This window comes from Curtobacterium sp. BH-2-1-1 (assembly GCF_001806325.1).
Lineage (GTDB): Bacteria > Actinomycetota > Actinomycetes > Actinomycetales > Microbacteriaceae > Curtobacterium.
The window spans coordinates 1,235,370-1,258,409 of record NZ_CP017580.1 but is presented as its reverse complement, the minus strand read 5'-3'; the positions used below and the strand labels follow the sequence as shown (position 1 = coordinate 1,258,409).

Below are 23,040 nucleotides of genomic sequence, written 5' to 3'. Positions count from 1 at the left end.
ACATGCAAAAAGCTCGGATCGGCCGGTCGGATCGCCCAGACTGAGGGCATGCGCCGACTGCCTCGCGACCCGATCCGCCTCGTCTCCTCGTACGTTCCCATGAGCTCGGCGGCGATCCGGGGCCGCTTCGGTCGACGGTCCCTGGTGGCTCCCGGTGGACCCGTGGTGTCGCTCACGACCTTCGGCGTGCGGGCGAGGTCGGTCCACCTCACGCTCGCGTCGATCGGACGCGGCTCGGTGCGACCTTCTCGACTCATCGTCTGGCTCGACGATGCGGCACTCGTCAGTTCGCCGCCGCGGGGCCTGTCCAGACTCTGCCGTCGCGGGGTCGAGGTCCGGCTCTGCGACGACCTCGGGCCGCACAAGAAGTACTTCCCGTACGTGTCGAGCATCGCGCGGCACCGGGTCCCGATGGTCACGGCCGACGACGACGTGCTCTACCCGCCGCGATGGCTGGAGACGCTCGTGGCCGATCACGGTCGGCACCCGGACGCGATCGTCGCACACCGGGTGAACCGCATCGTGGTCGACGGGGCCGCCGTGGCGCCGTACGAACGCTGGGGGCGGGCGACGTCCGAGCGGCCGACGCCGCGCAACTACGCAGTGGGTGTCAAGGGGGTCCTCTACCCGCCGGCGTTCCTCGATCTGTTGCGCGCGACTGGTGACGGCTTCACGGATGTCGCTCCGGGTTCGTCCGACACCTGGCTCCACCACTGCTCACTCCGCGCCGGCGTCCCCGTGCTCCCCGTCGTGACGCTGCGAGGAGCGGGCTTCTGGCCGATCCGGGGTCTCCGCCCGTCGCCCGCGTTGCTCGACCAGAACGTCCGCGCGGGTCGGAACGACCGTGTCCGCGCGGCGTTGTGGTCTCCCGACGACCTGCGGATCGTCCTCCAGGACCACTGGGACGCCTGTTGAAATAACACATTCTATGTTCTAATGGAGGGCATACAGGGAAGGCAACCGGATGCTCTTCATCACACAACTCGCGCTGTCGATCGTCGTCGGGGTCGTCGCACTCAGACGCCCCACCTGGGCGTTCGGAGCCGTCCTCGTCGCTGCGTCGCTCCTGCCGTTCGAGGTCGTGCGGACCGCCGTCGGGACGAGCTGGCAGCCAGCCACGACGTTCGCACTCGCCATCGTCATCGTCGACTGCGTCCGTGACCCGCGTGGGATCGGACGGGTCGTCGCACAGCACCTGGTCGTCTGCGCGATGCTCGGCACGTTCCTCGTCATCGCGTTCGCCACGTCGTGGTTCACCGGCCGCGCCGGCGACCTCGGCACGCTGGTGCTCCAGCTCCTCGGGCCGGCACTGCTCTTCCTCTGGGTCCGCAGTCGGGGTGCGGACGGCGCCGACTTCCCCACACGCGCTGCACGGCTGCTGGTCCTGATCGGGAGTGCCCAAGCTGCGCTCGTCCTGGCCGTCTGGGCCGGTGCGGTTCCCCAGCCGTGGCTCTCCACGCTCGAGGGGCTCCGGTGGTGGGGGACCGATGCCGGCCGCATGGTGGGGACCTTCGACCATCCCCTCATCGCCGCGCTGTGGATGTCCGCTGCGGTCCCGCTCACCGCGTCACTCCGGACGGCGTGGATGCGTGTGGCTGCGCCGGTCCTGCTCATCGTGGGGATCGCCCTCACCGGATCCCGGTTCGCACTGCTCGTGGCGGTCGTCGCGGTCGCGGTGATGATCCTGCGGGCTCGCGGGGGTGTCTTCGCGAAGGCAGGGGCTGCTGCGCTCGCGTCGATCGGCGCTGTCGGGTTCCTCGCCAGTGAAGCGAGCATGACCGTCACGGAGCGGTTCGCCGACGACGGGGGATCGTCGTCGGCCCGGCTCAAGACCGTCGGTCTCGCGGTGGAGCGCTGGGCCGACACGATGCTCGTCGGCAAGGGTTTCGGCGCGAGCGAGCAGGTCACCCGCAACGCGCTCATCGGCACGACCTTCGAGAACCCGTTCCTGATGTTCTCCATCGACTTCGGACTCTTCGCGACCCTGCTGTTCTTCGGGGCCCTGGTCAGCCTCGCACTCCGCGGTGCGTCGGGGAACACCACTGGTGCGCGGGGGGCACGGCTCGGCTCCCTCCTCGTCCTGGCATCGATCCTGGGCTTCAACTCCCTCAGCGCGAACGCCCCCACCGGCGTGCTGGTCTTCGTCCTGCTCGCACTCGTTCCGCCACCGTCCGGACGGGCCCCGCACGTCGGCCCCTTCCCCGACGACCTCGTCCGGTCCACGCGCCCCGCGACGGTGCCCCGGTGAGCGTCGGCGGACGGAATCGAGTCGGCAACATCGTCGCCGCACTGATCGGCAACGTGTTCCCTCCGATCGCCTCGATCGCCACGGCGCCGATCCTCGCGCAGACCCTCGGAGTCGACGGACGAGGAGCGGTCGCAGCGGTGACGGCGCCGCTGTTCCTCGCCACGGCCGTCGCGACGTTCGGCGTCCCGGCTGCCGTCACACGGACGATCGCCCGGCACCCCTGGGCGCGCGGCGGGTTCGTGTGGCGTGCCGTCGCGGTCCTGGGTGGAGCAGGCGTGGTCGTCACCGCGCTCCTGATCGCCGCAGCGCCGTTCTCCGCCGCCGGCGACGACGCCCTGGTCCGACTCGTCACCCTCGCGTCGGTCATGTTGGTGCCGACGCTGATGGTGGCGTTGCTCCAGGCCGTCGCAGCAGGCATGCACCGGTGGCGGCTGGTGACCGTGGAGCGAGCGATCACCGCCGGGGTCCGGCTCATCGCGCTCGCGTCGTTCGCCGCTGTCGGGTCACTCGACATCGCCCACGCGGTCGGGGTGCTCGCCGTCTCGCCTATCCTCGGAGCCGTCGCGTACACCGGGCTGCGACGCGGGACAGGAGCGACGCGTCCTGAAGACGCCGAGACGCCGAGCAGCCGTGCACTGGTGTCGTTCGGAGCCAGGGTCTGGTTCGGATCCATCGCCGGAGTGCTCCTGACCCGCCTCGACCAGGCGTTGATCGCTCCGTTGTCCGACGCCGCGGAACTCGGCTTGTACGTCGTGGCGGTGAACGTCGCCGATCTGCCGCTCGTCATCAGCAACGCCGTCCGCGACGTCTCCTTCGCCGCGGACGCCGCCGAGCAGGACGACGCCCGGATGCTCGCCGCCTCACGGATGTCCTCGGCACTGACCGTCGTGGCGGCCGGTGCGCTCGCCGCGAGCGCCTGGTGGTGGGTCCCGCTCGTCTTCGGAGCCGAGTTCGTCGATGCCATGCCGGCCTGCATGGTGCTGCTGCTCGCGACTGCGGTCGGCGGACAGGGCGCCCTCGCTGGGGTCACTCTCAGCGCGAGGGGTGCCCCGGGCCGCCGCAGCATGTCGCTCGTCGTCGCCGCGCTCGTGAACACCGCGCTGCTCGTCGCCCTGGTGCCGTCCCACGGGGCCCTCGGGGCGGCGACGGGGACCCTGGTCGGATGCTTCGTCTCGAGTTCGCTCAACGTGCTGCAGGTGTGGCACCGTCACGGGATCGACCCGAGGTCCTTCTACGGCGTCCGACGCAGCGACATCCGGTTGTGTCTGCGAGCGATCCGCCGACTCGCGGGACGCAACGCCATGTGACATTCCGGAACCTCGTGTCGAAGAACGCGGAGCGACTAGTTTCCCCTCGGCGTCGCTGCCGGAGCGGCGCGGAGAGGCACCAATGGAACACCGACAGAGCCCGATCCCGCAATCGACCGCCCTGAGTCGGAGGACCCTCCTGACCGGGGCCGCAGTCGGAAGCGCCGCGGTGGGGCTGAGCCTGTGGACTCGGCCAGCGCGCGGTGCGGGGTCGACGACCTACTTCGTCGACCCGGCGGCCGGCGACGATGCGGACGACGGGACGGTTCCCACGCGGCCGTGGGCCTCGATGGCGCGGGTCAACGCAGCACTCACGGCGTCGACCATCGCGCCGGGCAGCACGGTGCGGCTCCGACGCGGTCGGCGGCACCCCGGAGTGATCCGCCCGGGTACGGTCGGCGCGCTCAGGTTCGAATCGTGGGGAGACGAGCCGGAGCCGCCCGTCGTCACGGCGTACAAGTACGTGCAGGCCGCCGCGTGCTGGACGAGGGCCGGGGACGGTCTCTGGTCGGTCGACATCAGTGCGGCGAACGTCGGACGGACGCACCACGGCTACGTGAGTTCGTGGACCACCGAGGTGGGTTTCCTCAAGGTCGGCTCGACTCTCCACGGCGATCGCAAGACCGATCCCAGCGCGCTCGTACGCGACTGGCAGTTCACGTCGAGGGGATCCGTCGTCACCGTGCGCTGCGCCACGAACCCGAGCGCCGGTGGCCGTCGTGTGTGGCTCGCCGTCGCCGATCCCATCGTGGAAGTTCGGTCGGGGCTCTCCGTCCGCGACCTCGCGGTCGTCGGAACGGGGAGGAACGCGGTCCAGACGACGTCAGCGAGCCGGACCGACGGCGCGGTCGTCCGGGACTGCATCATCGGCGAGGCCGGCGGTGCCCTGGCATCGGACGGGGTGTCGCGGATGGGCAACGGCGTCCAGGTGTGGTCCGGCGCGTCCGGCGTGCTCGTCAGCGGCAACACGATCGTCGACTGCTGGGACGCCGCGATGACGATCCAGGGTCCGGGCGTCGCGACGGGTGTGTCGTGGTCGAACGTCGAGTTCAACGGCAACTCCGTCGAACGGACGATGCAGACCTTCGAGTACTGGTCGACCGGCGGGACCGAGAGTGCCGGGTCCTCGACGTGCAGCGTGCGGGGCAACCGAGCGCACGACGCCGGTTCGAGTTGGAGCGCTGCCGTGCGGCCCGACAGGGCAGGCAAGGGCAGCCATCTGCTGTTCTACGCAGACGGCGTGCGGCCGAGACTCGCGGTGCGCGGGAACGACTTCTCCGGAGCTGCTCACGCGTACCTGTACGCGCACGACGGCGTTCCCGCTGGGCTGACCAGCGACGAGAACACGATCGCGCTGGCCGACTCCGTCCGGTTGCAGTGGCAGCGGTCGGAACGTCTGCCCGAGCACCGGGCGTGGAGCGCGGCCACCGGTCTGGAGCATCGATCGACCTTCACGTCCCTCCCCTGAACCCGGAGACGAGCGAACGCCCGCTCCGATCCTTCTCCTGAGGACCGGGGCGGGCATTCCCTTCCGCTCAGCGAGTCGTTCCGCGCTGTGGACGCGCAGGCGTCGCCGGTGCGACCGGGAAGGTCGCGGAGTCCTCGTCGCGCAGACGGCGACCGCGCTTCGGCGTGGCTGCCGAGAGGTCGACCGCCTCCTGACCGCCGTAGTAGGTGCCGTAGGCGCTCCCGTACGCACCGCCGTACCGCTGGCGTCCACGGAACGCAGCCATGCTGACCACGACGCCGAGCACCGTTGCCCCGACCCGCTCGAGCCGGTCGACGGCAGCACGGAGCTGCGGTGTCCTGCTGCTCCGTGCGGACGTCACGACGACCGCTCCGGAGGTCATCGCGGCGAGCACAGCCGCATCCGTGACCGGCAGGATCGGCGGAGCGTCGAGGAGGACGTGGTCGTACTGGTCGGTCAGGAGTTCGAGCAGCGCCTGCATCGCCGTCGATCCGAGCAGCTCGCTCGGGTTCGGCGGGACCAGTCCCGCGGGCAGGACGTCGAGCTTGGTGTGTCCCCACGGCTGCACGACGTCATCGAGTTCGGCGCGGCCGATGAGCAGGTCGGTGAGGCCGGCGGAGTTCTCCAGCCCCATCACCTCGGCGACGCGCGGGCGCCGGAGGTCGGCGTCGATGAGGACGACGCGCGCGCCGGTCTCGGCGAGGGCGATCGCGAGGTTCGCCGTGGACGTGGTCTTGCCCTCGCTCGGCATCGCCGACGTGACGACGAAGCTGCCGTTCCCGACGCCCAGGTCGACGAACTGCAGGTTGGTCCTGAGGGTGCGGTACGCCTCGGCGAGGGGACTGCGCCCGCTCGCCGACACGACGAGGGGCTGTCGCTTGGCCTCAGGGTCGAAGCCGAGGGTCGCCAGCAGTGGGGCGTCGGTGGCTGCAGCGACGTCACGGGGACCGTGGATGCGGGTGTCGACGAGGCCTCGGAGCAGCGCTGCAGCGAACCCCAGGAATGCCCCGACCGCGAGCCCGACGACAATGTTCAGCGTCCGGTTCGGCGACGACGGTGTTGATGGGACGACCGCGCTCTGGACGGTCGACGCGCGCACGAGGCTCGCGGAGTCCGCGCTCGGCTGCTCCAGTCGCTCGATCACACGGACGAAGCTGCGGCCGATGCTGTTCGCGATCCGAGCTGACCGGGCCGCCGACTCGTCGGTGACCGCGATCGAGATGACGACGGTGTTGGTGTTGATGGTGGGTTGCACCCGTCGAGCGAGTCCGGCTGGCGTCGTGTCCAGCGCGAGTTCCTCGATGACGGGTTGCAGGATGCTCTCCGTCAGGACGACGTCCGCGTAGGAGCGCACCTTCTGCTGGGCCGCGGAGTTGCCCTGCGAGACGTCGGTCGCCGACGCCGCGTCAGAGGTCCGCACGGAGACGAACAGCTTGGTCGTCGCCGAGTACTCCGGGGTCGCCAGCACCGCGGCGGCGAACCCTCCGCCTGCGCCGAGGAGTGCGCCGATGAGGATGAGCAGCCAGCCCTTGCGGAAGGCCTTGGTCAGGTTCGTGGTCTCCACGGTGCCTCCGGTCGATGTCGTGCGGCCCTGATGCCGCTCATTAAATATATCACATGGTAGTATTACGAGCACCACGAGATCGGAGCAGCCATGACACGCACCTCGCCGACGTTCCGCCCGGACATCCAGGGCCTCCGGGCCATCGCGGTGTCGCTCGTGCTGCTCGAGCACGCGCACCTCGGTGTCACCGGCGGCTTCGTCGGGGTGGACGTCTTCTTCGAGATCTCCGGGTTCCTCATCACCGGGCACCTGATCCGTGAGCTGAGCACTCGCGGACGCATCGACCTCCTCGGGTTCTGGGCTCGCCGGGTCCGCCGGATCCTCCCGTCGGCGCTCCTCGTCGCACTCGTGACCCTCGCCGGTGCGGCGGTCCTGATGCCTCCACTCGTGCGACAGCAGCTCGTCGAGGCCGGGATCGCAGCACTGCTCTCGATCCCGAACCTCTACTTCGCCGCCGAGGGCACGGACTACCTCACTGGCAGCGCACCGTCGCCGTTCCAGCACTACTGGTCCCTCGGGGTCGAAGAGCAGTTCTACTTGCTCTGGCCGATCGTGCTCGCCAGCGTCTGGTGGCTCGCCCGTCGGTTGCCCGTCCGGCAGCGCTTCGCGGTCATCACGACCACGCTCACGGTCGCGGTCGTGGTCTCCCTGACACTCGGGATCGTCCTGACTTCGTACGCCCAACCGTGGGCGTTCTTCTCATTGCCGTCTCGCGCGTGGGAGCTCGGGTTGGGTGGTGTCGTCGCCATCGCGGTGCACCGCGGCGCCGTTCTCCGAGGACGCTGGACACCGATCGTCGGGTGGCTCGGGCTCGCGGGGATCCTGACCGCGGCGCTCGGGTTCGATGCGCGCACGTCCTACCCAGGGGCCGCCGTCCTGCTGCCGGTCCTCGCCACGGCTGCGCTCGTGTGGGCCGGGGCGTCGCGACACGTCGCCGATCCCGGATGCCTCCTCGGCCTGCGCCCGCTGCAGTACGTCGGCAGTGTCTCCTTCTCGCTCTACCTCTGGCACTGGCCGCTCCTGGTGATCCCGCAGGCCGCGATCGGGCTCGCGACGCCCCTGCCGCTCTGGGCACGCTGTGCCGCACTCGCGGTCGCAGTCGTGCTCGCACACGTCACGACGCGCTTCGTCGAGCACCCGTTCCGGGCAGCTGGGCGTACGGACGGACGGGCCGTGCTCGCGGGGGTGGCTTCGACCGTGACCGCGATCGCCGTGGTCCTCGCCGGGAACGCGGTCATCCCGCAGCCCGTCCTCAGGAGCCAGCGGACCGCCGCGCAGACCGTCCCGGTACCGGAGCCGCTCTTCACACCGTTCGTCCCCGAGAACGTGCGCCCGCGACTCGACGCCGCGACGGGGGCGGCCTCCGCGCCGCGCAGCGTCCGGTGTCACAACGTGGGTGCCCGTGACACATCGGTGAACACGTGCGTGCTGGGTGATCCGTCCGGCTCGATGACGGTCGCGATCGTCGGGGATTCGCACGCAGCACACTGGGTGCCCGCCGTCGAGGCGCTCGCAGCCAGGACGGCCGGGATGCGTGTCCTCGCATTCACCAAGAACGCCTGCACGATGGTCGACGTGCCCGTGCGAGCGATGGGCCGGCACTCCGTCGAGTGCGACACCTGGCGGGGCAAGGTCCTGGACCGGTTGCGTGCGGAGCAGCCCGATGTCGTCCTCGTCACCGGATCGGCCCACCTCGACCTCGTGCACGCCGAGGACCGGGCCACGCAGTGGCGCGAGGGGCTCGCCCGGACGCTCGCAGCGCTTCCTCGCGACTCGCGGGTGAGCGTCCTCCGTGACACGCCCGAGTTCGCCGAGTCCGTACCGCGATGTCTCTCGGCGAACCTCGAGAACGCCGACGCCTGCGCGATCGACCGATCTGAGGGCCTCGACGACGCATGGGCTGCGATGGAGCGCGAGACCGCCGAATCGGCGGGCCACACCTACGCCGACCTGAACGACTGGTTCTGCTCAGCGTCACGGTGCGGTGTGATCTCGGGGGACACTCTGATGTACCGGGATCACGGCCACCTCACGCGGGAGTGGGCGCGTGCGATGGTGACACCGATCGGCGAGGTGGTCCACGCCGCACGGTGAGAACGGTCACGCCCGCCGCGACGCCGTCACCGTGAACTTCGGCGTCCGCACCACCTGCCGCGTCGCCCCCACGAACCGCTCCAGCACCGGCCGGTACCGCAGGTGCGAGTTCCAGACGCACCACAGTTCCCCGCCGGACTGGAGGATCGTGGCCGCGTTCCGGAACATCGCCTCGGCCGCGTCCGTGGTCACGGTGGTGTCCGCGTGGAACGGCGGGTTGCAGAGCACGAGCTGCGCGGAGCCCTCGTCGAGTTCGTCGCCGGCGTCGCTCCGGACGACGAGCACCCGGTCCGCCACGCCGTTGGCCTCGGCCGTGGCGATCGTCGATGCCACGGCGATCTGCGACACGTCCGTGGCGATCACCCGGATGCCCGGTCGACGCCGCGCGAGTGCGGTGGCGATCACCCCGTTCCCGCAGCCGAGGTCGACGGCGGTCCGAGCGCCGGGCACCGCATCGTCCATCGCGTCGAGCAGCACCCGGGTGCCCTGGTCGAGCGAGGTCCCGGCGAACACCCCGCCGTGCGCGACGAGCGTCATCCCGAGGTCGTCGACGTGCACCGACCGCGGCCACGGGTTCGTCGCGTCCGCCCGGGTCGCCTGGGCGCGGAGCGGGTCCTGCGCGATCAGCAGCCGCGACTTCCCACGGCCGCGGGACGCCGTCACCTCGCCGAAGTACCGGCGCAGGACGTCGTTCTGCGAGAGGTTCATGTGCTTCGACACCCCGCCGCACAGCAGCACGACGTCGGGCGCGGCGAACCGGGCGACGGCACGGGCGAGCTCGTCGAGCCGGTCGTTCGACTTCGACAGCCGGAGCAGCACGAGCCGGACGTCGCGGAACGCCTGCTCGAGCGACGCGGGGTGGTGGAAGCCCCGGCGTCCGAAGGTGCCGGCGTTGGCCTCGAGCGCGCGCACCCCGACCAGGGAGTCCTGCACGACCCGGACGTCCGACGCACCGTGCACCGTGATCGCCCCGAGGGTTAGCACCCCGTACCGGTCGTCGACGACGGCGACCTCGCCGGGCTGCCGGAGCGCGTCGCCGTGCACGTGCGGCGCCTCGTCGAGGATGAATCGGTCCGTGCCGTCGATCGCGATGAGGTCCGGCGCGTCGTCGTCGCGGCGGCGGAAGAAGTCGGCGAAGTCCGGTGGCACGGCGCCAGCGTACCGATGGTCCCGGTGGGGACGGGTCAGCGCGGCCCGCGGTAGAGCACGATCTGCGTGTTCCGCTGCGGCCGCATGCCGGCACGGAGCGGCACTGCTCCGCCGGTGGTGGTCGCCGCGAACACGCGGGCGCCCGGCCGGCTGATGAGCTGGTCGGCGAGGGCCGTCTCCAGCTCGCTGACGCGCGCACGGAGCGCGCGGTTCTCGTTCTCGAGTTCGAGGACGCGGCGGATCCCCTCGAGCGAGACGCCCTCGGACCCGAGGCGTGCGATCTCGCGCAGCTGCGCGACGTCGTGCATCGAGTACCGGCGCGACCCGCCGCGCGTGCGGCCGGGCACGACCAGGCCGAGCCGGTCGTACTGCCGCAGCGTCTGCGGGTGCATCTCGGCGAGCTCCGCCGCCATCGCGATCGCGAAGACGGGCGAGTTCTCGTCCATGTCGGTCATGGCGTGTTCCTTTCCGTCGTTCGCATGGTCCGGAAACCAGACTGGAGGCACGGCGCGCGTTCCTGACGGAGCCGCGCCGCGCCTCCAGGCCGGGTCTACTGCTGGTGTTGCGCGCGGCTAGCTGCGCGCCTTGGTGAGGAGGTCCGCACGGGGGTTCTCGTCGGGCAGGGCCTCGGCGAGGGCCTCGACCGCTTCCCGCTGCTTGTCCGTCAGGTGCGACGGCACCGCGACCTGGACGGTCGCGAGCAGGTCGCCCGTCCCGTTCTTGGTGGCGACGCCGCGGCCCTTGACGCGCAGGACGCGACCCGACGGCGTGCCGGGTGCGACCTTCAGCTTGACGGTGGAGCCGCCGAGCGTCGGGACCTCGATCGTCGCTCCGAGCGCCGCCTCGACGAACGTCACGGGGACGTCCAGCCGCAGGTTCTGCCCGTCGCGCTCGAACACCGGGTGCTTGCGGACGGTGACGGTGACCACGAGGTCACCGGCCTCCCCGCCGTCGGGCGAGGGTTCGCCGCGCCCACGGAGCCGGATCTTCTGCCCGTCCGCGACCCCCGCGGGGATGCGGACGTTCACCGGACGGCCGTTGCCCTGCGAGAGCTTGACGGTGTCGCCGGCGATCGCGGTGGTGAAGTCGAGGGTCGTCGTCGCGGTGACGTCGCGGCCCTTCGTCGGCCCACCGAAGCCGCGGTAGCCGCCGGTGGTCTGGCCGAAGCCGCCGCCACCGCCGAACATCCCGCCGAGGATGTCCTCGAAGCCGCCGGCGCCACCTGCTCCGCCCTGGCCGAAGCGGACACGCTGTCCGCCCCCGCCCTGGCCGAACATGCCGCCGAAGACGTCCTCGAAGCCGCCGCCCTGGCCCGGGCCACCCGCGGTGAAGCGGGCGCCGGAGCCCATGGCGCGGACCTGGTCGTACTCCTGGCGCTGCTCCTTGTCGGAGAGCACCGAGTACGCCTCGCTGATCTCCTTGAAGCGGTTCTCGGCGGCGGCGTCGCCCGGGTTGGAGTCCGGGTGGTACTGCCGCGCGAGCTTCCGGTAGGTCTTCTTCAGCTCAGCGTCACTCGCCGTCTTGTCGACGCCGAGGACCTTGTAGAAGTCCTTGTCGAACCAGTCCTGACTGGCCATGAATCCCTACCTCCTCCCCGCGCTCAGGCCGGGACCGCCACCGCGACCTTGGCCGCACGGAGGACGCGCTCACCGAGCTTGTAGCCCGGCTCGACGACGTCCGCCACGGTCTGGCCGGTGGCGCCCGGTGTCGGGAGCTGCACGATCGCCTCGTGGATGTTCGGGTCGAAGGACTCGCCCTTCTCGCCGATCTGCACGAGCTTGAACTTCTCGAAGCCGCCGCGGATCTTCTGGCCGATGACCTGCATGGGGCCCTCAGCGAGGTCACCGTGCGCCTCGGCGCGGGTGAGGTCGTCGAGCGCCGGCAGGAGTGCCCGGACGACCTCGGCGATGGCGACCTCGCGGTTGGCCTCGCGGTCGCGCTCGACGCGCTTCCGGAAGTTCACCAGCTCGGCCTGCGCACGGAGCATGTCCGCACGCATCTCGGCGACCAGGTCGCGGTCCTCGGTGCTGAGCTTGTCCTCCGCGATGCCGCGGGCGGCGTCGGCGAGGAGTGCCTCGTCCTCCGGGGAGAGGTCGTTCGCCGCGTCCGCCGCCGGGCCCCCGGCGGCGGGGCCGTCGGTCGGTACTTCGACGTCGGGCCCCTCCGCCTCGATGAGGTCCTCGGGCTCGGCCGCGTTCGTGGCATCGCCCTCGACCTGGGGCTCGTCCTCGTTCGGCACGTTGTCCTTGGGATCCGTCATCGTTACTTCTTGTCCTTGTCGTCCTCGTCGTCCACGACCTCGGCGTCGACGATGTCCTCGTCGTCCTGTGCTGCCTGGTCGGCGGTGGGCTGCTCACCGGCCGGGGCGCCTGCGTCCTGCTGGGCGTAGATGGCCTGGCCGAGCTTGCCCTGCGACTCGTTGAGCTTGTCGAAGGCGGTCTTCACGGCCTCGTCGTCCTCGCCGGCGAGCGCGGACTTGAGGGCGTCGACGTCGGCCTGTACCTCGGACTTGACGTCCGCGGGGAGCTTCTCGTCGTTCTCCTTGATGAGCTTCTCGATCGAGTAGACGAGCTGCTCGGCCTGGTTGCGACGCTCGTTGGCCTCGCGACGGGCCTTGTCCTCGGCCGCGTGCTCCTCGGCTTCGCGGACCATGCGTTCGATGTCCTCCTTCGGCAGCGACGAGCCGCCGGAGATGACCATCGACTGCTCCTTGCCGGTGCCCTTGTCCTTCGCGGACACGTGCACGATGCCGTTCGCGTCGATGTCGAAGGTGACCTCGACCTGCGGGACGCCACGGGGAGCCGGCGCGATGCCGGTGAGCTCGAACGTGCCGAGCGGCTTGTTGTCGCGGGTGAACTCGCGCTCGCCCTGGAAGACCTGGATCGCGACCGACGGCTGGTTGTCGTCAGCGGTCGTGAAGGTCTCGCTGCGCTTGGTCGGGATCGCGGTGTTGCGGTCGATGAGCTTCGTCATCAGGCCGCCCTTGGTCTCGATGCCGAGCGACAGCGGCGTGACGTCGATGAGGAGGACGTCCTTGCGCTCGCCCTTCAGGACACCGGCCTGCAGCGCGGCGCCGACGGCCACGACCTCGTCCGGGTTGACGCCCTGGTTCGGGGACTTGCCGCCGGTCAGCGACTTGACGACCTCGGCCACGGCGGGCATGCGGGTCGAACCACCGACGAGCACCACGTGCGCGATGTCGTTGACGGAGACGCCGGCTTCCTTGATGACGTCGTTGAAGGGCTTCTTCGTGCGGTCGAGCAGGTCGGAGGTCATCTGCTCGAACTGGGCGCGCGAGATGGTCTCGTCGAGGTTGAGCGGACCGTCGGCCGTCAGCGTCAGGTACGGGAGCTGGATGCTCGCCGACATCTGCGACGACAGTTCCTTCTTCGCCTGCTCGGCGGCTTCCTTGAGGCGCTGCTTGGCGATCTTGTCCGTCGAGAGGTCGACGCCGTGCTCGTCCTTGAACTTCTTCACGAGGTAGTCGACGATGCGCTGGTCCCAGTCGTCACCACCGAGGCGGTTGTCGCCCGAGGTCGCACGGACCTGGATCGTGGAGAAGTCGTCGTCCTTGCCCACCTCGAGCAGGGAGACGTCGAACGTGCCACCACCGAGGTCGAAGACCAGGATGAGCTCGTCTTCCTTGCCCTTGTCGAGGCCGTACGCCAGTGCTGCGGCGGTCGGCTCGTTGATGATGCGGAGGACGTTCAGGCCGGCGATCTCACCGGCGTCCTTGGTGGCCTGTCGCTCGGCGTCGTTGAAGTACGCCGGCACGGTGATGACCGCGTCGGTGACGTCTTCACCGAGGTACTGCTCGGCGTCGCGCTTGAGCTTGCCGAGGATGCGGGCCGAGATCTCCTGCGGCGTGTACTTCTTGCCGTCGATGTCCGTCGTCCAGTCGGTGCCGATGTGGCGCTTGACACTCGCGATCGTCCGGTCCACGTTCGTCACGGCCTGGCGCTTGGCGGTCTCGCCGACCAGTACCTCGCCGTCCTTGGTGAAGGCGACGATCGACGGCGTGGTGCGCATGCCCTCGGCGTTGGCGATGACCGTGGGCTCACCGCCCTCGAGCACGCTGACGACCGAGTTGGTGGTTCCGAGGTCTATGCCTACTGCACGTCCCATGTGTGGGTGCTCCTTTTGTTGGTGCGGGTACTGCTGAAGTCGTTGGACTTGCGTCCGATGGACTCAACTCTACTCAGGACTGGAGGCGCGTCAACTCTGGGAGCTGAAAGTTGCGTCCGAATGGCTCAAGGTGATCTCATCACACAGTGTTGTATTTCACGTCGGTGTTTGATATTTTGGTATGGCAGCGGGGTGTCCCGCGACCACGATGACCGCGAGCCGCGGGCGACCCGATCGTCCCGAGCGAGAGCACGCGGACCGATCCCTCGAAAGGGACCACACCATGTCAAGCAAGAAGAAGCGCTTCGCGAAGGGCCTGGGCGCTTCGGCGCTCGCCGTCGCGACCCTCGCCTCCGGCCTGAGCTTTGGCTCCGCCGCCAACGCAAGCACCGCCTCCGCCGAAGTTCGCGCAGTACTCGACCCGGAGAATATTGAGTCTGGCGAATGGGGAAAGATGCACGGGCTTGCGCCGGTGTATGCCAAGGGTGCTACGTCGCCTTCACGCTACGAGTTCGCGGCGATCGGTGCCGATGATCCTTACTCTGGCAACGTTGGCGCGACCGTGGCCGTTATCGCCAGCTCTGCCGAGGCTGCCGAGAAGCAGTCCGGTTGGATCTCGCTACCGAAGGTTGGCAAGTGGCAGCGGCTGCTTGTGCGTACGCATCCGAACGAAGCAGCGCACTGCCTTTACTACATCCCCGGCTCCGGCCTGATCAGCAAGAAGTATGCCGCCGGTGGATGCATCACGAACGGGACCGATCAATTCTTCACGACGACGCCGGATGGGAAAGTTGTGCCATACGACTCGCCGACCACCCATGTGACCGGAATCTCACCGGCCGACTCCAGGGCCGTGAGCAAGTTCACAACTGGGACCTCGGCACCGCTTGATCTGCCGTGGGATGGCAAACCGATCGGTGACCAGACGCAGCTCGTGGGTGAGGTTGAGTTTGGCGCTGGTGTGGATGCTCGCGCGGTTGTGAAGGGTTCTACGGAAGAGTCGGGCCGGGTGGAGATCCGCCGCGGCTCGACCGTGATCGCGTCGGACACTGCCAACCTGGACGGCGACTACTCGATCGCGATCCCCGCCCCGGACAAGGCCGGCGACGACGAGCTCACCGTCGCACTGGTCGAGAACAACGAGGACAAGAAGACGATCGAGGTCGTCGCTGCCTACGGCGCCGGTGTCGCGATCACCGCTCCGGGCAACAACGACAACGTCTCGGGTCAGTACGAGATCCGCGGCAACGCCCAGAACGGCTCGAACGTCACCGTCCGACTGAACAACGGCACCGAGCGCGCGGTCGAGGTCAACGGCAACGGCCAGTGGTCCGCCAACGTCACGCTCCCGATGGGCGAGACGACGATCACGGCGACCCAGAAGTCGAAGGGTGCCAACACCACCACCAGTGCCGTGACGGTGAATCCGGGGCAGACGCAGGTTGAGTTGTCGGCTGATGGTCGGTTTGATGCGGTGGATCCGACGCGTCCGGCGGTGGCGTTCGGTTCCGCGCCGACGGGCTCGACGGTGGTGCTGCGGAACGCGGCCGGGGTCGAGATCGGTCGTGTGGTCGCTGCGGGTGACGCGTACCAGATTCCGATCGATCCGGCTCGCGCGGTCGGCGGGGTGAACACGTTCAGCGTGGTGATCGAGGGTGCTGAGTCCGAGCCGAAGTCGTTCATGCTGAACTACGGGCAGGCTGGTTCGACGGTGACGGTCACGACGCCGGAGAAGAACGACACCGTGGGTGCGGGCATCGTGGAGTTCGCCGGTTCTGGTCAGGCGGATGCGAAGGTCGTCGTTCGCGGGTCCTCGCGTGAGGTCGCGTCGGCGACGGTGAACGCGCAGGGTGCGTGGTCGGCGTCGTCGGTGATGGCGCTCGGTGAGGGCAAGTACGACCTGTACTTCGACCAGGTCACCAAGGGTGGTCTGACCAAGACGGTGCGGCACGCGTTCATCGTGGGTGAGGTGACGGCGCCGATCGTGGAGCACACGGTCACCGCTCCGGGTGATGGCGAGGTCGTGGACACGCTCCGTCCGACGTTCGAGGGTCGTGGGCACGAGGGTGCTGAGATCACGGTTCGTGGTGCGTCGCGCACGATCGGGTCGGCGACGGTGACGAACGGCACCTGGAAGATCGAGACCCCGTTCGACCTGTCGCCGATGGACTACAACCTCTACGTCGAGCAGCGCATGAACAACACGTTGACGGGGACGCTGCGGGCGAAGTTCACGGTGTCGCCGACGGCGTTCCGGCAGCTCGTGCTGACCGCGCCGGGTGCGAACGAGTCCGTCCTGCAGCTCCAGCCCACGTTCGTCGGGACCGCGACGCCGGAGGCGGAGATCTGGATCGGTACCAGCCGGACCACGGTCGCGACCGGGACGGTCAACGCCGATGGCACGTTCAGCATCGAGTCCGACATCCCGCTTGCTCGTGGGGGTACGTACAACCTCGAGGTGAAGCAGACCACGGCCGCGGGGAAGACCTCCAGCGTCCAGGCGCCCTTCACCATCGACCGCAACGCCCAGTAACACCACCACCAACAACGGGAGGGCCCGAAACCCTCGGGCCCTCCCGTTCTCTGACTTCTTCTTCCTGCACACGCCCTGGCCCGAACGAAAGGCGCCGTCATGCGACCCAACCGCTTCCTCCTCCCCGTCATCACCGCTACCGTGATGGTCGCCGCACTCGCCGGCTGTGCAGCTGGTGGCGAATCGAAGTCGTCGAGCTCGGCCGATGCAGCCAAGCCGTCGCCGACCGCCACCGTCCTTCCTGCCGACGAGATCCGCGTCCCCGACACCAAGGCAGATGCCGAATGCGTCGACGGCCAGGCGGTCATCGATCAGTCCGGCGCCGAGGTGACGTTGCAGGGCGCTTGCGAGAAGGTCACCGTGTCCGGCAGCGATTCGATCGTGCACCTGGGCGCGGTCGATGAGCTGATCGTGCAGAGCTCGCTCACCCGCGTCACGGTCGAAGATGCTGGGACCGTGACGGTCCTCGGCAACGGGAACGATGTCCTGTTCGGCGGCGAGGAGCCGGAGTCCATCTCGGACAAGGGCCAGCAGAACATCATCGAAGCGCAGGCGGAGTAGTCGCTGCTGACGCCAACGAGAAGGGGGCGGCAACCGATCGGTTGCCGCCCCCTTCCTTGCGTCCTGAGATCAGGCCGGGACGTAGTCGAACGTGTCCGGGTCCGGACCGGTGCGGTGCCCCTTGTCGAGCGACGAGATCGCCGTCATGTCCTCGTCGGAGAGCTCGAAGTCGAAGATCGCGAAGTTCTCCTCGACGCGGGTTCGGGTGACCGACTTCGGGAAGACGATGTCGCCGCGCTGGATGTGCCAGCGGAGGACGACCTGCGCCGCGGACTTGCCGACGTTGCCGGCGATGCGGGTGATCGTCTCGTCGTCGAGCACGAGGCCCTGCGCGATGGGCGACCAGGCCTCGGTCGCGATGCCGTGCTCGCGGTCGTAGGCGCGGAGCTCGTCCTGCGTGAGGTACGGGTGCACCTCGATCTGGTTCACGGCCGGGGTGATCGTGGTCTCGGCGGCGAGGCGGTTGAGGTGGTGGGCCTGGAAGTTGCTCACGCCGATCGAGCGGGCGGTGCCGCCGCGGTAGAGCTCCTCCATCGCCTTCCAGGTCGGCACGAAGTCCGACACGGTGGGCAGCGGCCAGTGGATGAGGAAGAGGTCGGTGTAGCCGCCGAGCAGGTCGGCCGACTTCTTGCCGTTCTCCAGCGCTGCCTCGGGGTCGTGGAAGCCGTTGTTGAGCTTCGACGTGACGAAGATCTCCTCGCGCGGGATGCCCGACGAAGCGATGGCCTCGCCGACCTCCTTCTCGTTGCCGTACATCTCGGCGGTGTCGATGTGGCGGTAGCCGACCTCGAGCGCCGCGAGCGTCGCTTCCTTCGTCTCGGAGGGGTCGATCTGGAAGACGCCGAAGCCGAGCTGCGGGATGGTCTTGCCGTCGTTCAGGGTGATGTTCGGAACGGTCATGGTCCGAGTCAACCAAAGGCCACCCAGCAGGCATTCCGGCAACGTTCAGCCCGGGCGAGCCGCCGCCGCCCGGCGTACCCAGCTACGCCAGTGCCGCCGTGATGTACGCCTGCAGGGCCAGCCCGTACGCCTCCGCAGCGTCGTCGGACGTGAAGGAACGATCAGCGCCGTCGACCGTCGCGACCACCGTGAACCCCGCCGACAGGGACACGAACGCGGGCCCGAGCAGCCCACGCAGCTGGTCCTCGCGCGGGAGCCAGAGGGACTCCGCGGCGTCGACCGAGTCGAGCGCCCACTCGGTCGTCCCGTTGAAGCCGAGCACCGTCCCCGAGGGGTAGTCGTGCCGCTCCACGGTCATCTCGGACACTGTGTAGACGTCGTCGTCGACACCCGGCTTGTCGATCACGAACCGGTCACCGGTCGTCGGGTGCCACCGCAGGCCGGCGTCACGCAGGGCGGTGGCGAGTGCAACACTGATCACGTCTTCCAGCCTGCCACTCGCAGTCCTGCAAGGTCGCCGTACTAGCATCGCCGAGCACCCCGACGCGCGACCGCACCAGCGTTCCGCGCGCGCGACGCGACGACGCCCGGGCAACCGGTGCCGCGCCTCCCGGCCGAGAACCCGGCCACGAGGCGGGCCCCCGGCCGGCGTCCCGACCGCAGCGGACACCAACCCGTCCGCCGAAGAGAAGGACCCGCATGACCCTCGAACGCGAGGAACTCCGCGACGGCTGGACCGTGACCATGGCGGGTGAGGCGCCGCCAGCAGGCGCGCCGGCCGACGTCGTGGGCCGGACCATCGGCGCCACCGTGCCGGGGCAGGTCCACACCGACCTCGAGCGCGAGGGGCTGCTGGCGGACCCAACGTTCGACCGGAACGAGGACGGCGCCAAGTGGGTCGGCCGGGCCGACTGGTCCTACCAGCGCACCGTCGACGTCGACCCGCGGGGCTTCGAGCGTGTGGACCTCGTGTGCGACGGGCTCGACACCGTCGCCGAGCTCAGCCTCGACGGCGTCGTGGTGGGGACGACGCGGAACATGCACCGCCGCTACCGCTTCGACGCTCGAGACAGCACCGGCGGCGTCGGCCGCGGGGAGAAGACGCTCGAGCTCCTGTTCGAGTCGCCCTACCGCGAGGCCGGACGCGTCGCGGCGAAGGCCGGCAGCATGCCCGGTCCGTACGACGAACCGTTCCCGTACATCCGCAAGATGGCCTCGAACTTCGGGTGGGACTGGGGGCTGACGGCGGTCACGAGCGGTCCGTGGCGACCGGTCGCGATCGAGCGCTGGTCGACCGCCAGGCTGCGCGACGTCCGGCCCCTGGTCGACGTCGAGGCGGGCGAGGGCGTGCTGGATGCGCACATCACCGTCGAGCGCTCCGGGCTGAACGACCTCGACCAGGACGGCGAGGACGACGACCTCGTGCTCGTCGTGACGGTCAGCGGAGCGACGGCCGAGGGTGGCACCACCCGCCAGCGCTCCCGCGCACAGCTGACCCCGCGCGACGACGAGACCGTGGTCACCGTGCGGGTGCCGGAGGTCCAGCGGTGGTGGCCGCGTGGCTACGGCGCGCAGGACCGGTACGACGTCGTGGTCGAGCTGCAGACGGTCGACGGCGAGGTCCTCGACCGCTCGACGTTCCGCACCGGTTTCCGCTCGACGCGCATCGAGACGACGTCCGACAGCATCGGCAAGCCGTTCAACGTCCACGTCAACGGCACGCTCATCGACGTCCGCGGCGTGAACTGGATCCCGGACGACGTCATCGTCTCGCGGGTGTCGCGCGACCGGGTCGAGGACCGTCTGCGCGCGGCAGCGGACCTCAACGTCAACCTCGTGCGGGTCTGGGGCGGCGGGGTCTACGAGTCGAACGACTTCTACGAGGTCTGCGACGAGCTCGGACTGCTCGTCTGGCAGGACTTCCCGTTCGCCTGCGCGGCCTACCCCGAGGGCGAGCCGATCCGCAGCGAGGTCATCGCCGAGGCCCGGGACAACGTCGCCCGGCTCGCACGGCACCCCTCGCTCGTGCTCTGGAACGGCAACAACGAGAACATCTGGCTGCACGAGGTCGACGGCTGGGAGGCCTCGCTCGAGGGCCGCGGCTGGGGTCTGGACTACTACCTCGACCTCCTGCCGACGATCGTCGACGCGGTCGACCCCTCGCGCTTCTACACGGTCGCCTCGCCGTGGTCGGGCTCCGAGTCGCTCCCCGCGAACGACGTCGACCACGAGACGCACCACTCGTGGGACGTCTGGAACCGGCTCCCGGACACCGCCTACCGCGACTCGGTACCACGGTTCGTCTCGGAGTTCGGCTGGCAGGCACCGCCCGCGTGGCGCACGCTGCGCGACGCGGTGCGGGACTCACCGCTCGCGGTGGACTCGCCCGGTGTCGTCCACCACCAGAAGGCCGCGGACGGCATGGGGAAGCTCGCGCGGGGCATCGCGCCGCGGTTCGGCTCCGTGGCGCCGGCCGAGTTCGACCGGTGGCACTACCTGACGCAGCTGCAGCAGGCGCGCGCCATCGCGACGGGCGTCGAGCACTGGCGGACGCACTGGCCCCGGAACAGAGGCGTCGTCGTGTGGCAGCTGAACGACCTCTGGCCGGTCTCGTCGTGGTCGGCGATCGACTCGGCCGGGCGGCTGAAGCCGCTCGCGCACGAGCTGCGGCGGCTCTACGACGACGTGCTGCTGACGATCCGTCCGGTGTCCACGGTCGCGGCTGCGGTCGGGTCCGGTCCAGCGGGCGGGTCCGCTCCGGGGGGCGGGTCCGCTCCAGCGGGCGCGTCCGGTCCGGGGGGCGGGTCCGCTCCGGCGGGCGCGTCCGGTTCTGCGGGCGAGCCGTCGGGGCAGCCAGGAGGCGCGGATCGCCCGACCACGTCGGCCTCCGTCGGTGAGACGGCCGATCTGGGCGACCTGGCGGACACGCTCTCGCTCGGGGTGTCGCCCGGGTCGTTCGGCAACGCGCCCATCGAGGTCGCCGTCCGCTCGACCCGCACGGGGCACGACAGCGTCGTCCGCGTGCGGCGGGTCACACTCGCGGGGACGGTCCTCGCCGAGGCGTCGCTGCCCGTCCGCCTCTCCGCCGCCGGTGTCGCCGTGGTGGCGCTGCCGGAGTCGGTCGGCGTGGTGGACGACCCGACGAACGAGCTCGTCGTCGCGGACATGGACTGGCGACGGGCGGTGTGGACCCCGGGACCCGACAAGGACATGCGCTGGGAGCCGGCACGCTACCGGACCGCCTTCACCGCGGCTCCCGACGGCGACGGCCTCGACCTCGTCGTCGAGGCGGAGGGCCTCGTGCGGGACCTCCTCTTCCAGCCCGACCGGGTCGCACCCGGGGGCACGGTCGACCGCGGGTTCATGACCCTGCTGCCGGGGGAGCGTGTCGCCTACCGACTGCGCGGCGTGACCGAGGCGGACATCCCGGCGCTCACTGCGGCTCCCGTGGCGTGGACGCTCGCGGACGTGCTCGACGATTGATATGCAGAACTCCATCGTGATATTCTGATCGGAGTGCCGTTCCGTCCTCCCGGATGACCGCGGCACCCGGTCGGTCCTTCCCCGGCCGGTGGCCGACAGGAGGGCTCCCGATGTCACTCGCGATGCGACCGCTGAGCGCGGTGTCCCGTTCCGTCGAGGTCGTCGGGCGTCCGACCCGCAGCCGGACCCGCCGCAGCCGTGCGACGGGCTTCGGCCTGGCCAGGCTCGACCTGGGGTTGTTGCTCGTCGCGTTCGCCGTCGCCCACGTGGTCCGGTTCCCCGGTGAGCTCCCCGCGGGTTCGAGCGCTGCCGGGTGGACCGAGTTCGTGGTCGCCCCCGTGATGATCGTGGCCTGGATGGTCCTGCTCACGGTGTCCCGCAGCCGAGACCCGCGCATCGTCGGCGTCGGCGGCGACGAGTTCCGGCGACTCATCACCGCGAGCCTCGTCACCGTCGCGACGGTGGCCGGGGTCGCGTACGCCGTCCAGGTCGACCTCGCCCGCGGCTACGTCGCCATCGCGTTCCCGCTCGGGCTGCTCCTCCTCGCGATCGGTCGGAAGGCCGTCCGGACCGTGCTCGCTCGACGTCGCTGCCGGGGCGAGGGGCTGCAGGACGTCCTGCTCGTCGGTGACCTCGACGACGTGACCTACGTCGGACGGCGCATCGCGGCCACCCCCGCGGCGGGGTACCGCGTCCGGGCGATCATCTCCGACTGCGTCCGGGCCGGGTCCCGGGTGCCGCTCGGGGACACGAGCGTCCCGGTGATCGACGGGGTCGACGCCGTCCTCGACCGGGCCCAGAGCGAACCGGTGGCCGCCGTGGTGGTCGCCGGCGCGATCCGGGGCGGGCACGAGCGACTCCGGCGGCTCGGATGGCAACTGGAAGCGCACGGCGTCGAACTCGTGGTGTCCTCGCCGCTGGCGGACATCGCCGCCGGCCGGGTGCACGAACGACCTGTCGACGGCCTGCCGCTCATGCACGTCGAGACGCCCGACTACCGGCGGCGGATCGGCAAGCGGACGCTCGACGTCGTCGGCGCCGGCATCGGTCTGCTGCTCCTCGCGCCGGTGTTCGCCGTCATCGCCCTGGTCATCCGCGCGGACGACCGTGGCCCCGTGTTCTTCCGCCAGACCCGCGTGGGGCGCGACGGGCGGGAGTTCCCGATCCTCAAGTTCCGGACGATGTGCGTCGACGCCGAAGCCCGGGTGGCCGCGCTCGAGCAGGCGAACGAGGGCGCAGGGCCGCTCTTCAAGATGAAGCACGATCCGCGCATCACCCGGGTCGGTGCGTTCCTGCGTCGGACGTCCCTCGACGAGCTGCCGCAGCTGTGGAACGTCCTGACCGGTTCGATGAGCCTGGTGGGCCCCCGACCCGCCCTCCCGCGCGAGGTCGCCCTGTACGAGGACTTCGCCGACCGTCGGCTGCTCGTGACCCCGGGCATCACCGGGCTCTGGCAGGTGAGCGGCCGCTCGGACCTCGACTGGGCCGACGGTGTCCGACTCGACCTGCACTACGTCGAGAACTGGTCCTTCGTCCACGACGTCGTCATCCTCGCCCGGACCATCCCGTCCGTGCTGCGCTCCCGAGGTGCCTACTGACCCGGTCGCG

At 70.0% G+C, this 23,040-nt stretch carries 17 protein-coding genes; 9 read left to right on the top strand and 8 right to left on the bottom strand.

All coding sequences use genetic code 11. The features are described from left to right. Positions 1-48: 48 nt before the first annotated feature. The 4 genes from BJK06_RS05805 to BJK06_RS05790 all read left to right on the top strand — a co-directional run bounded on the left by BJK06_RS05805 (position 49) and on the right by BJK06_RS05790 (position 5,023). Positions 49-915: a hypothetical protein gene (locus BJK06_RS05805; protein ID WP_156794778.1), complete on the top strand. Its 867-nt coding sequence runs from the start codon at positions 49-51 to the stop codon at positions 913-915. Between the two features lie 49 nt (positions 916-964). Next, the gene (locus tag BJK06_RS18490) at positions 965-2,248 is read left to right on the top strand and encodes a hypothetical protein (RefSeq protein WP_070417086.1); all 1,284 of its coding nucleotides are present in this window, start codon (positions 965-967) and stop codon (positions 2,246-2,248) included. Beyond that, the gene (locus BJK06_RS05795) at positions 2,245-3,555 is read left to right on the top strand and encodes an oligosaccharide flippase family protein (RefSeq protein WP_070417085.1); all 1,311 of its coding nucleotides are present in this window, start codon (positions 2,245-2,247) and stop codon (positions 3,553-3,555) included. The genes BJK06_RS18490 and BJK06_RS05795 overlap by 4 nt, the downstream gene beginning before the upstream one ends. Before the next feature lie 289 nt (positions 3,556-3,844). Beyond that, positions 3,845-5,023 carry a hypothetical protein gene (locus BJK06_RS05790; RefSeq protein WP_156794777.1) on the top strand — a complete coding sequence of 393 codons (1,179 nt, stop codon included), beginning with the start codon at positions 3,845-3,847 and terminating at the stop codon, positions 5,021-5,023. A gap of 67 nt (positions 5,024-5,090) precedes the next feature. Here BJK06_RS05790 and BJK06_RS05785 read toward each other — a convergent pair whose 3' ends face one another. Further along, the gene (locus tag BJK06_RS05785; RefSeq protein ID WP_070417083.1) at positions 5,091-6,587 is read right to left on the bottom strand and encodes a polysaccharide biosynthesis tyrosine autokinase; all 1,497 of its coding nucleotides are present in this window, start codon (positions 6,585-6,587) and stop codon (positions 5,091-5,093) included. 90 nt (positions 6,588-6,677) lie between these two features. On the opposite strand from BJK06_RS05785, the gene BJK06_RS05780 reads away from it, so the two are divergent. Next, a complete protein-coding gene (locus BJK06_RS05780; RefSeq protein WP_070417082.1) occupies positions 6,678-8,681 on the top strand; it encodes an acyltransferase family protein in 2,004 nt (667 codons plus the stop codon). 6 nt (positions 8,682-8,687) lie between these two features. On the opposite strand, the gene BJK06_RS05775 is transcribed toward BJK06_RS05780, so the two are convergent. From BJK06_RS05775 to dnaK, 5 genes are all read right to left on the bottom strand, one after another. Beyond that, entirely contained in the window at positions 8,688-9,830 is a 1,143-nt protein-coding gene (locus BJK06_RS05775) for a class I SAM-dependent methyltransferase (protein WP_070417081.1), read from the bottom strand. Between the two features lie 35 nt (positions 9,831-9,865). After that, the gene (locus BJK06_RS05770; protein WP_070419260.1) at positions 9,866-10,276 is read right to left on the bottom strand and encodes a heat shock protein transcriptional repressor HspR; all 411 of its coding nucleotides are present in this window, start codon (positions 10,274-10,276) and stop codon (positions 9,866-9,868) included. Between the two features lie 126 nt (positions 10,277-10,402). Further along, on the bottom strand, positions 10,403-11,407 hold the full coding sequence (locus tag BJK06_RS05765) for a DnaJ C-terminal domain-containing protein (RefSeq protein ID WP_070417080.1): 1,005 nt from the start codon (positions 11,405-11,407) through the stop codon (positions 10,403-10,405). Positions 11,408-11,430: 23 nt separating this feature from the next. Next, entirely contained in the window at positions 11,431-12,090 is a 660-nt protein-coding gene (locus tag BJK06_RS05760) for a nucleotide exchange factor GrpE (protein WP_083295090.1), read from the bottom strand. A gap of 2 nt (positions 12,091-12,092) precedes the next feature. Continuing rightward, a complete protein-coding gene (gene dnaK, locus BJK06_RS05755; RefSeq protein WP_070417079.1) occupies positions 12,093-13,955 on the bottom strand; it encodes a molecular chaperone DnaK in 1,863 nt (620 codons plus the stop codon). A gap of 283 nt (positions 13,956-14,238) precedes the next feature. Here dnaK and BJK06_RS05750 point away from each other — a divergent pair, with 283 nt between their 5' ends. Further along, a complete protein-coding gene (locus BJK06_RS05750) occupies positions 14,239-16,488 on the top strand; it encodes an Ig-like domain-containing protein (RefSeq protein ID WP_156794775.1) in 2,250 nt (749 codons plus the stop codon). Positions 16,489-16,587: 99 nt separating this feature from the next. Further along, on the top strand, positions 16,588-17,049 hold the full coding sequence (locus tag BJK06_RS05745) for a DUF3060 domain-containing protein (RefSeq protein WP_070417077.1): 462 nt from the start codon (positions 16,588-16,590) through the stop codon (positions 17,047-17,049). Positions 17,050-17,118: 69 nt separating this feature from the next. Here BJK06_RS05745 and BJK06_RS05740 read toward each other — a convergent pair whose 3' ends face one another. Next, positions 17,119-17,949 (bottom strand): aldo/keto reductase, encoded by an 831-nt coding sequence (locus BJK06_RS05740; RefSeq protein WP_070417076.1) that lies wholly within the window; start codon positions 17,947-17,949, stop codon positions 17,119-17,121. 82 nt (positions 17,950-18,031) lie between these two features. Further along, positions 18,032-18,430, bottom strand: coding sequence for a pilus assembly protein CpaE (locus BJK06_RS05735; RefSeq protein ID WP_070417075.1), 399 nt, complete (start codon positions 18,428-18,430; stop codon positions 18,032-18,034). Between the two features lie 218 nt (positions 18,431-18,648). On the opposite strand from BJK06_RS05735, the gene BJK06_RS05730 reads away from it, so the two are divergent. Both BJK06_RS05730 and BJK06_RS05725 read left to right on the top strand, forming a co-directional pair. Continuing rightward, complete coding sequence (locus tag BJK06_RS05730) at positions 18,649-21,432, top strand: glycoside hydrolase family 2 protein (RefSeq protein ID WP_070417074.1); 2,784 nt, start codon at positions 18,649-18,651, stop codon at positions 21,430-21,432. Positions 21,433-21,542: 110 nt separating this feature from the next. Beyond that, positions 21,543-23,030 carry a sugar transferase gene (locus BJK06_RS05725; protein WP_070417073.1) on the top strand — a complete coding sequence of 496 codons (1,488 nt, stop codon included), beginning with the start codon at positions 21,543-21,545 and terminating at the stop codon, positions 23,028-23,030. Positions 23,031-23,040: the final 10 nt, after the last annotated feature.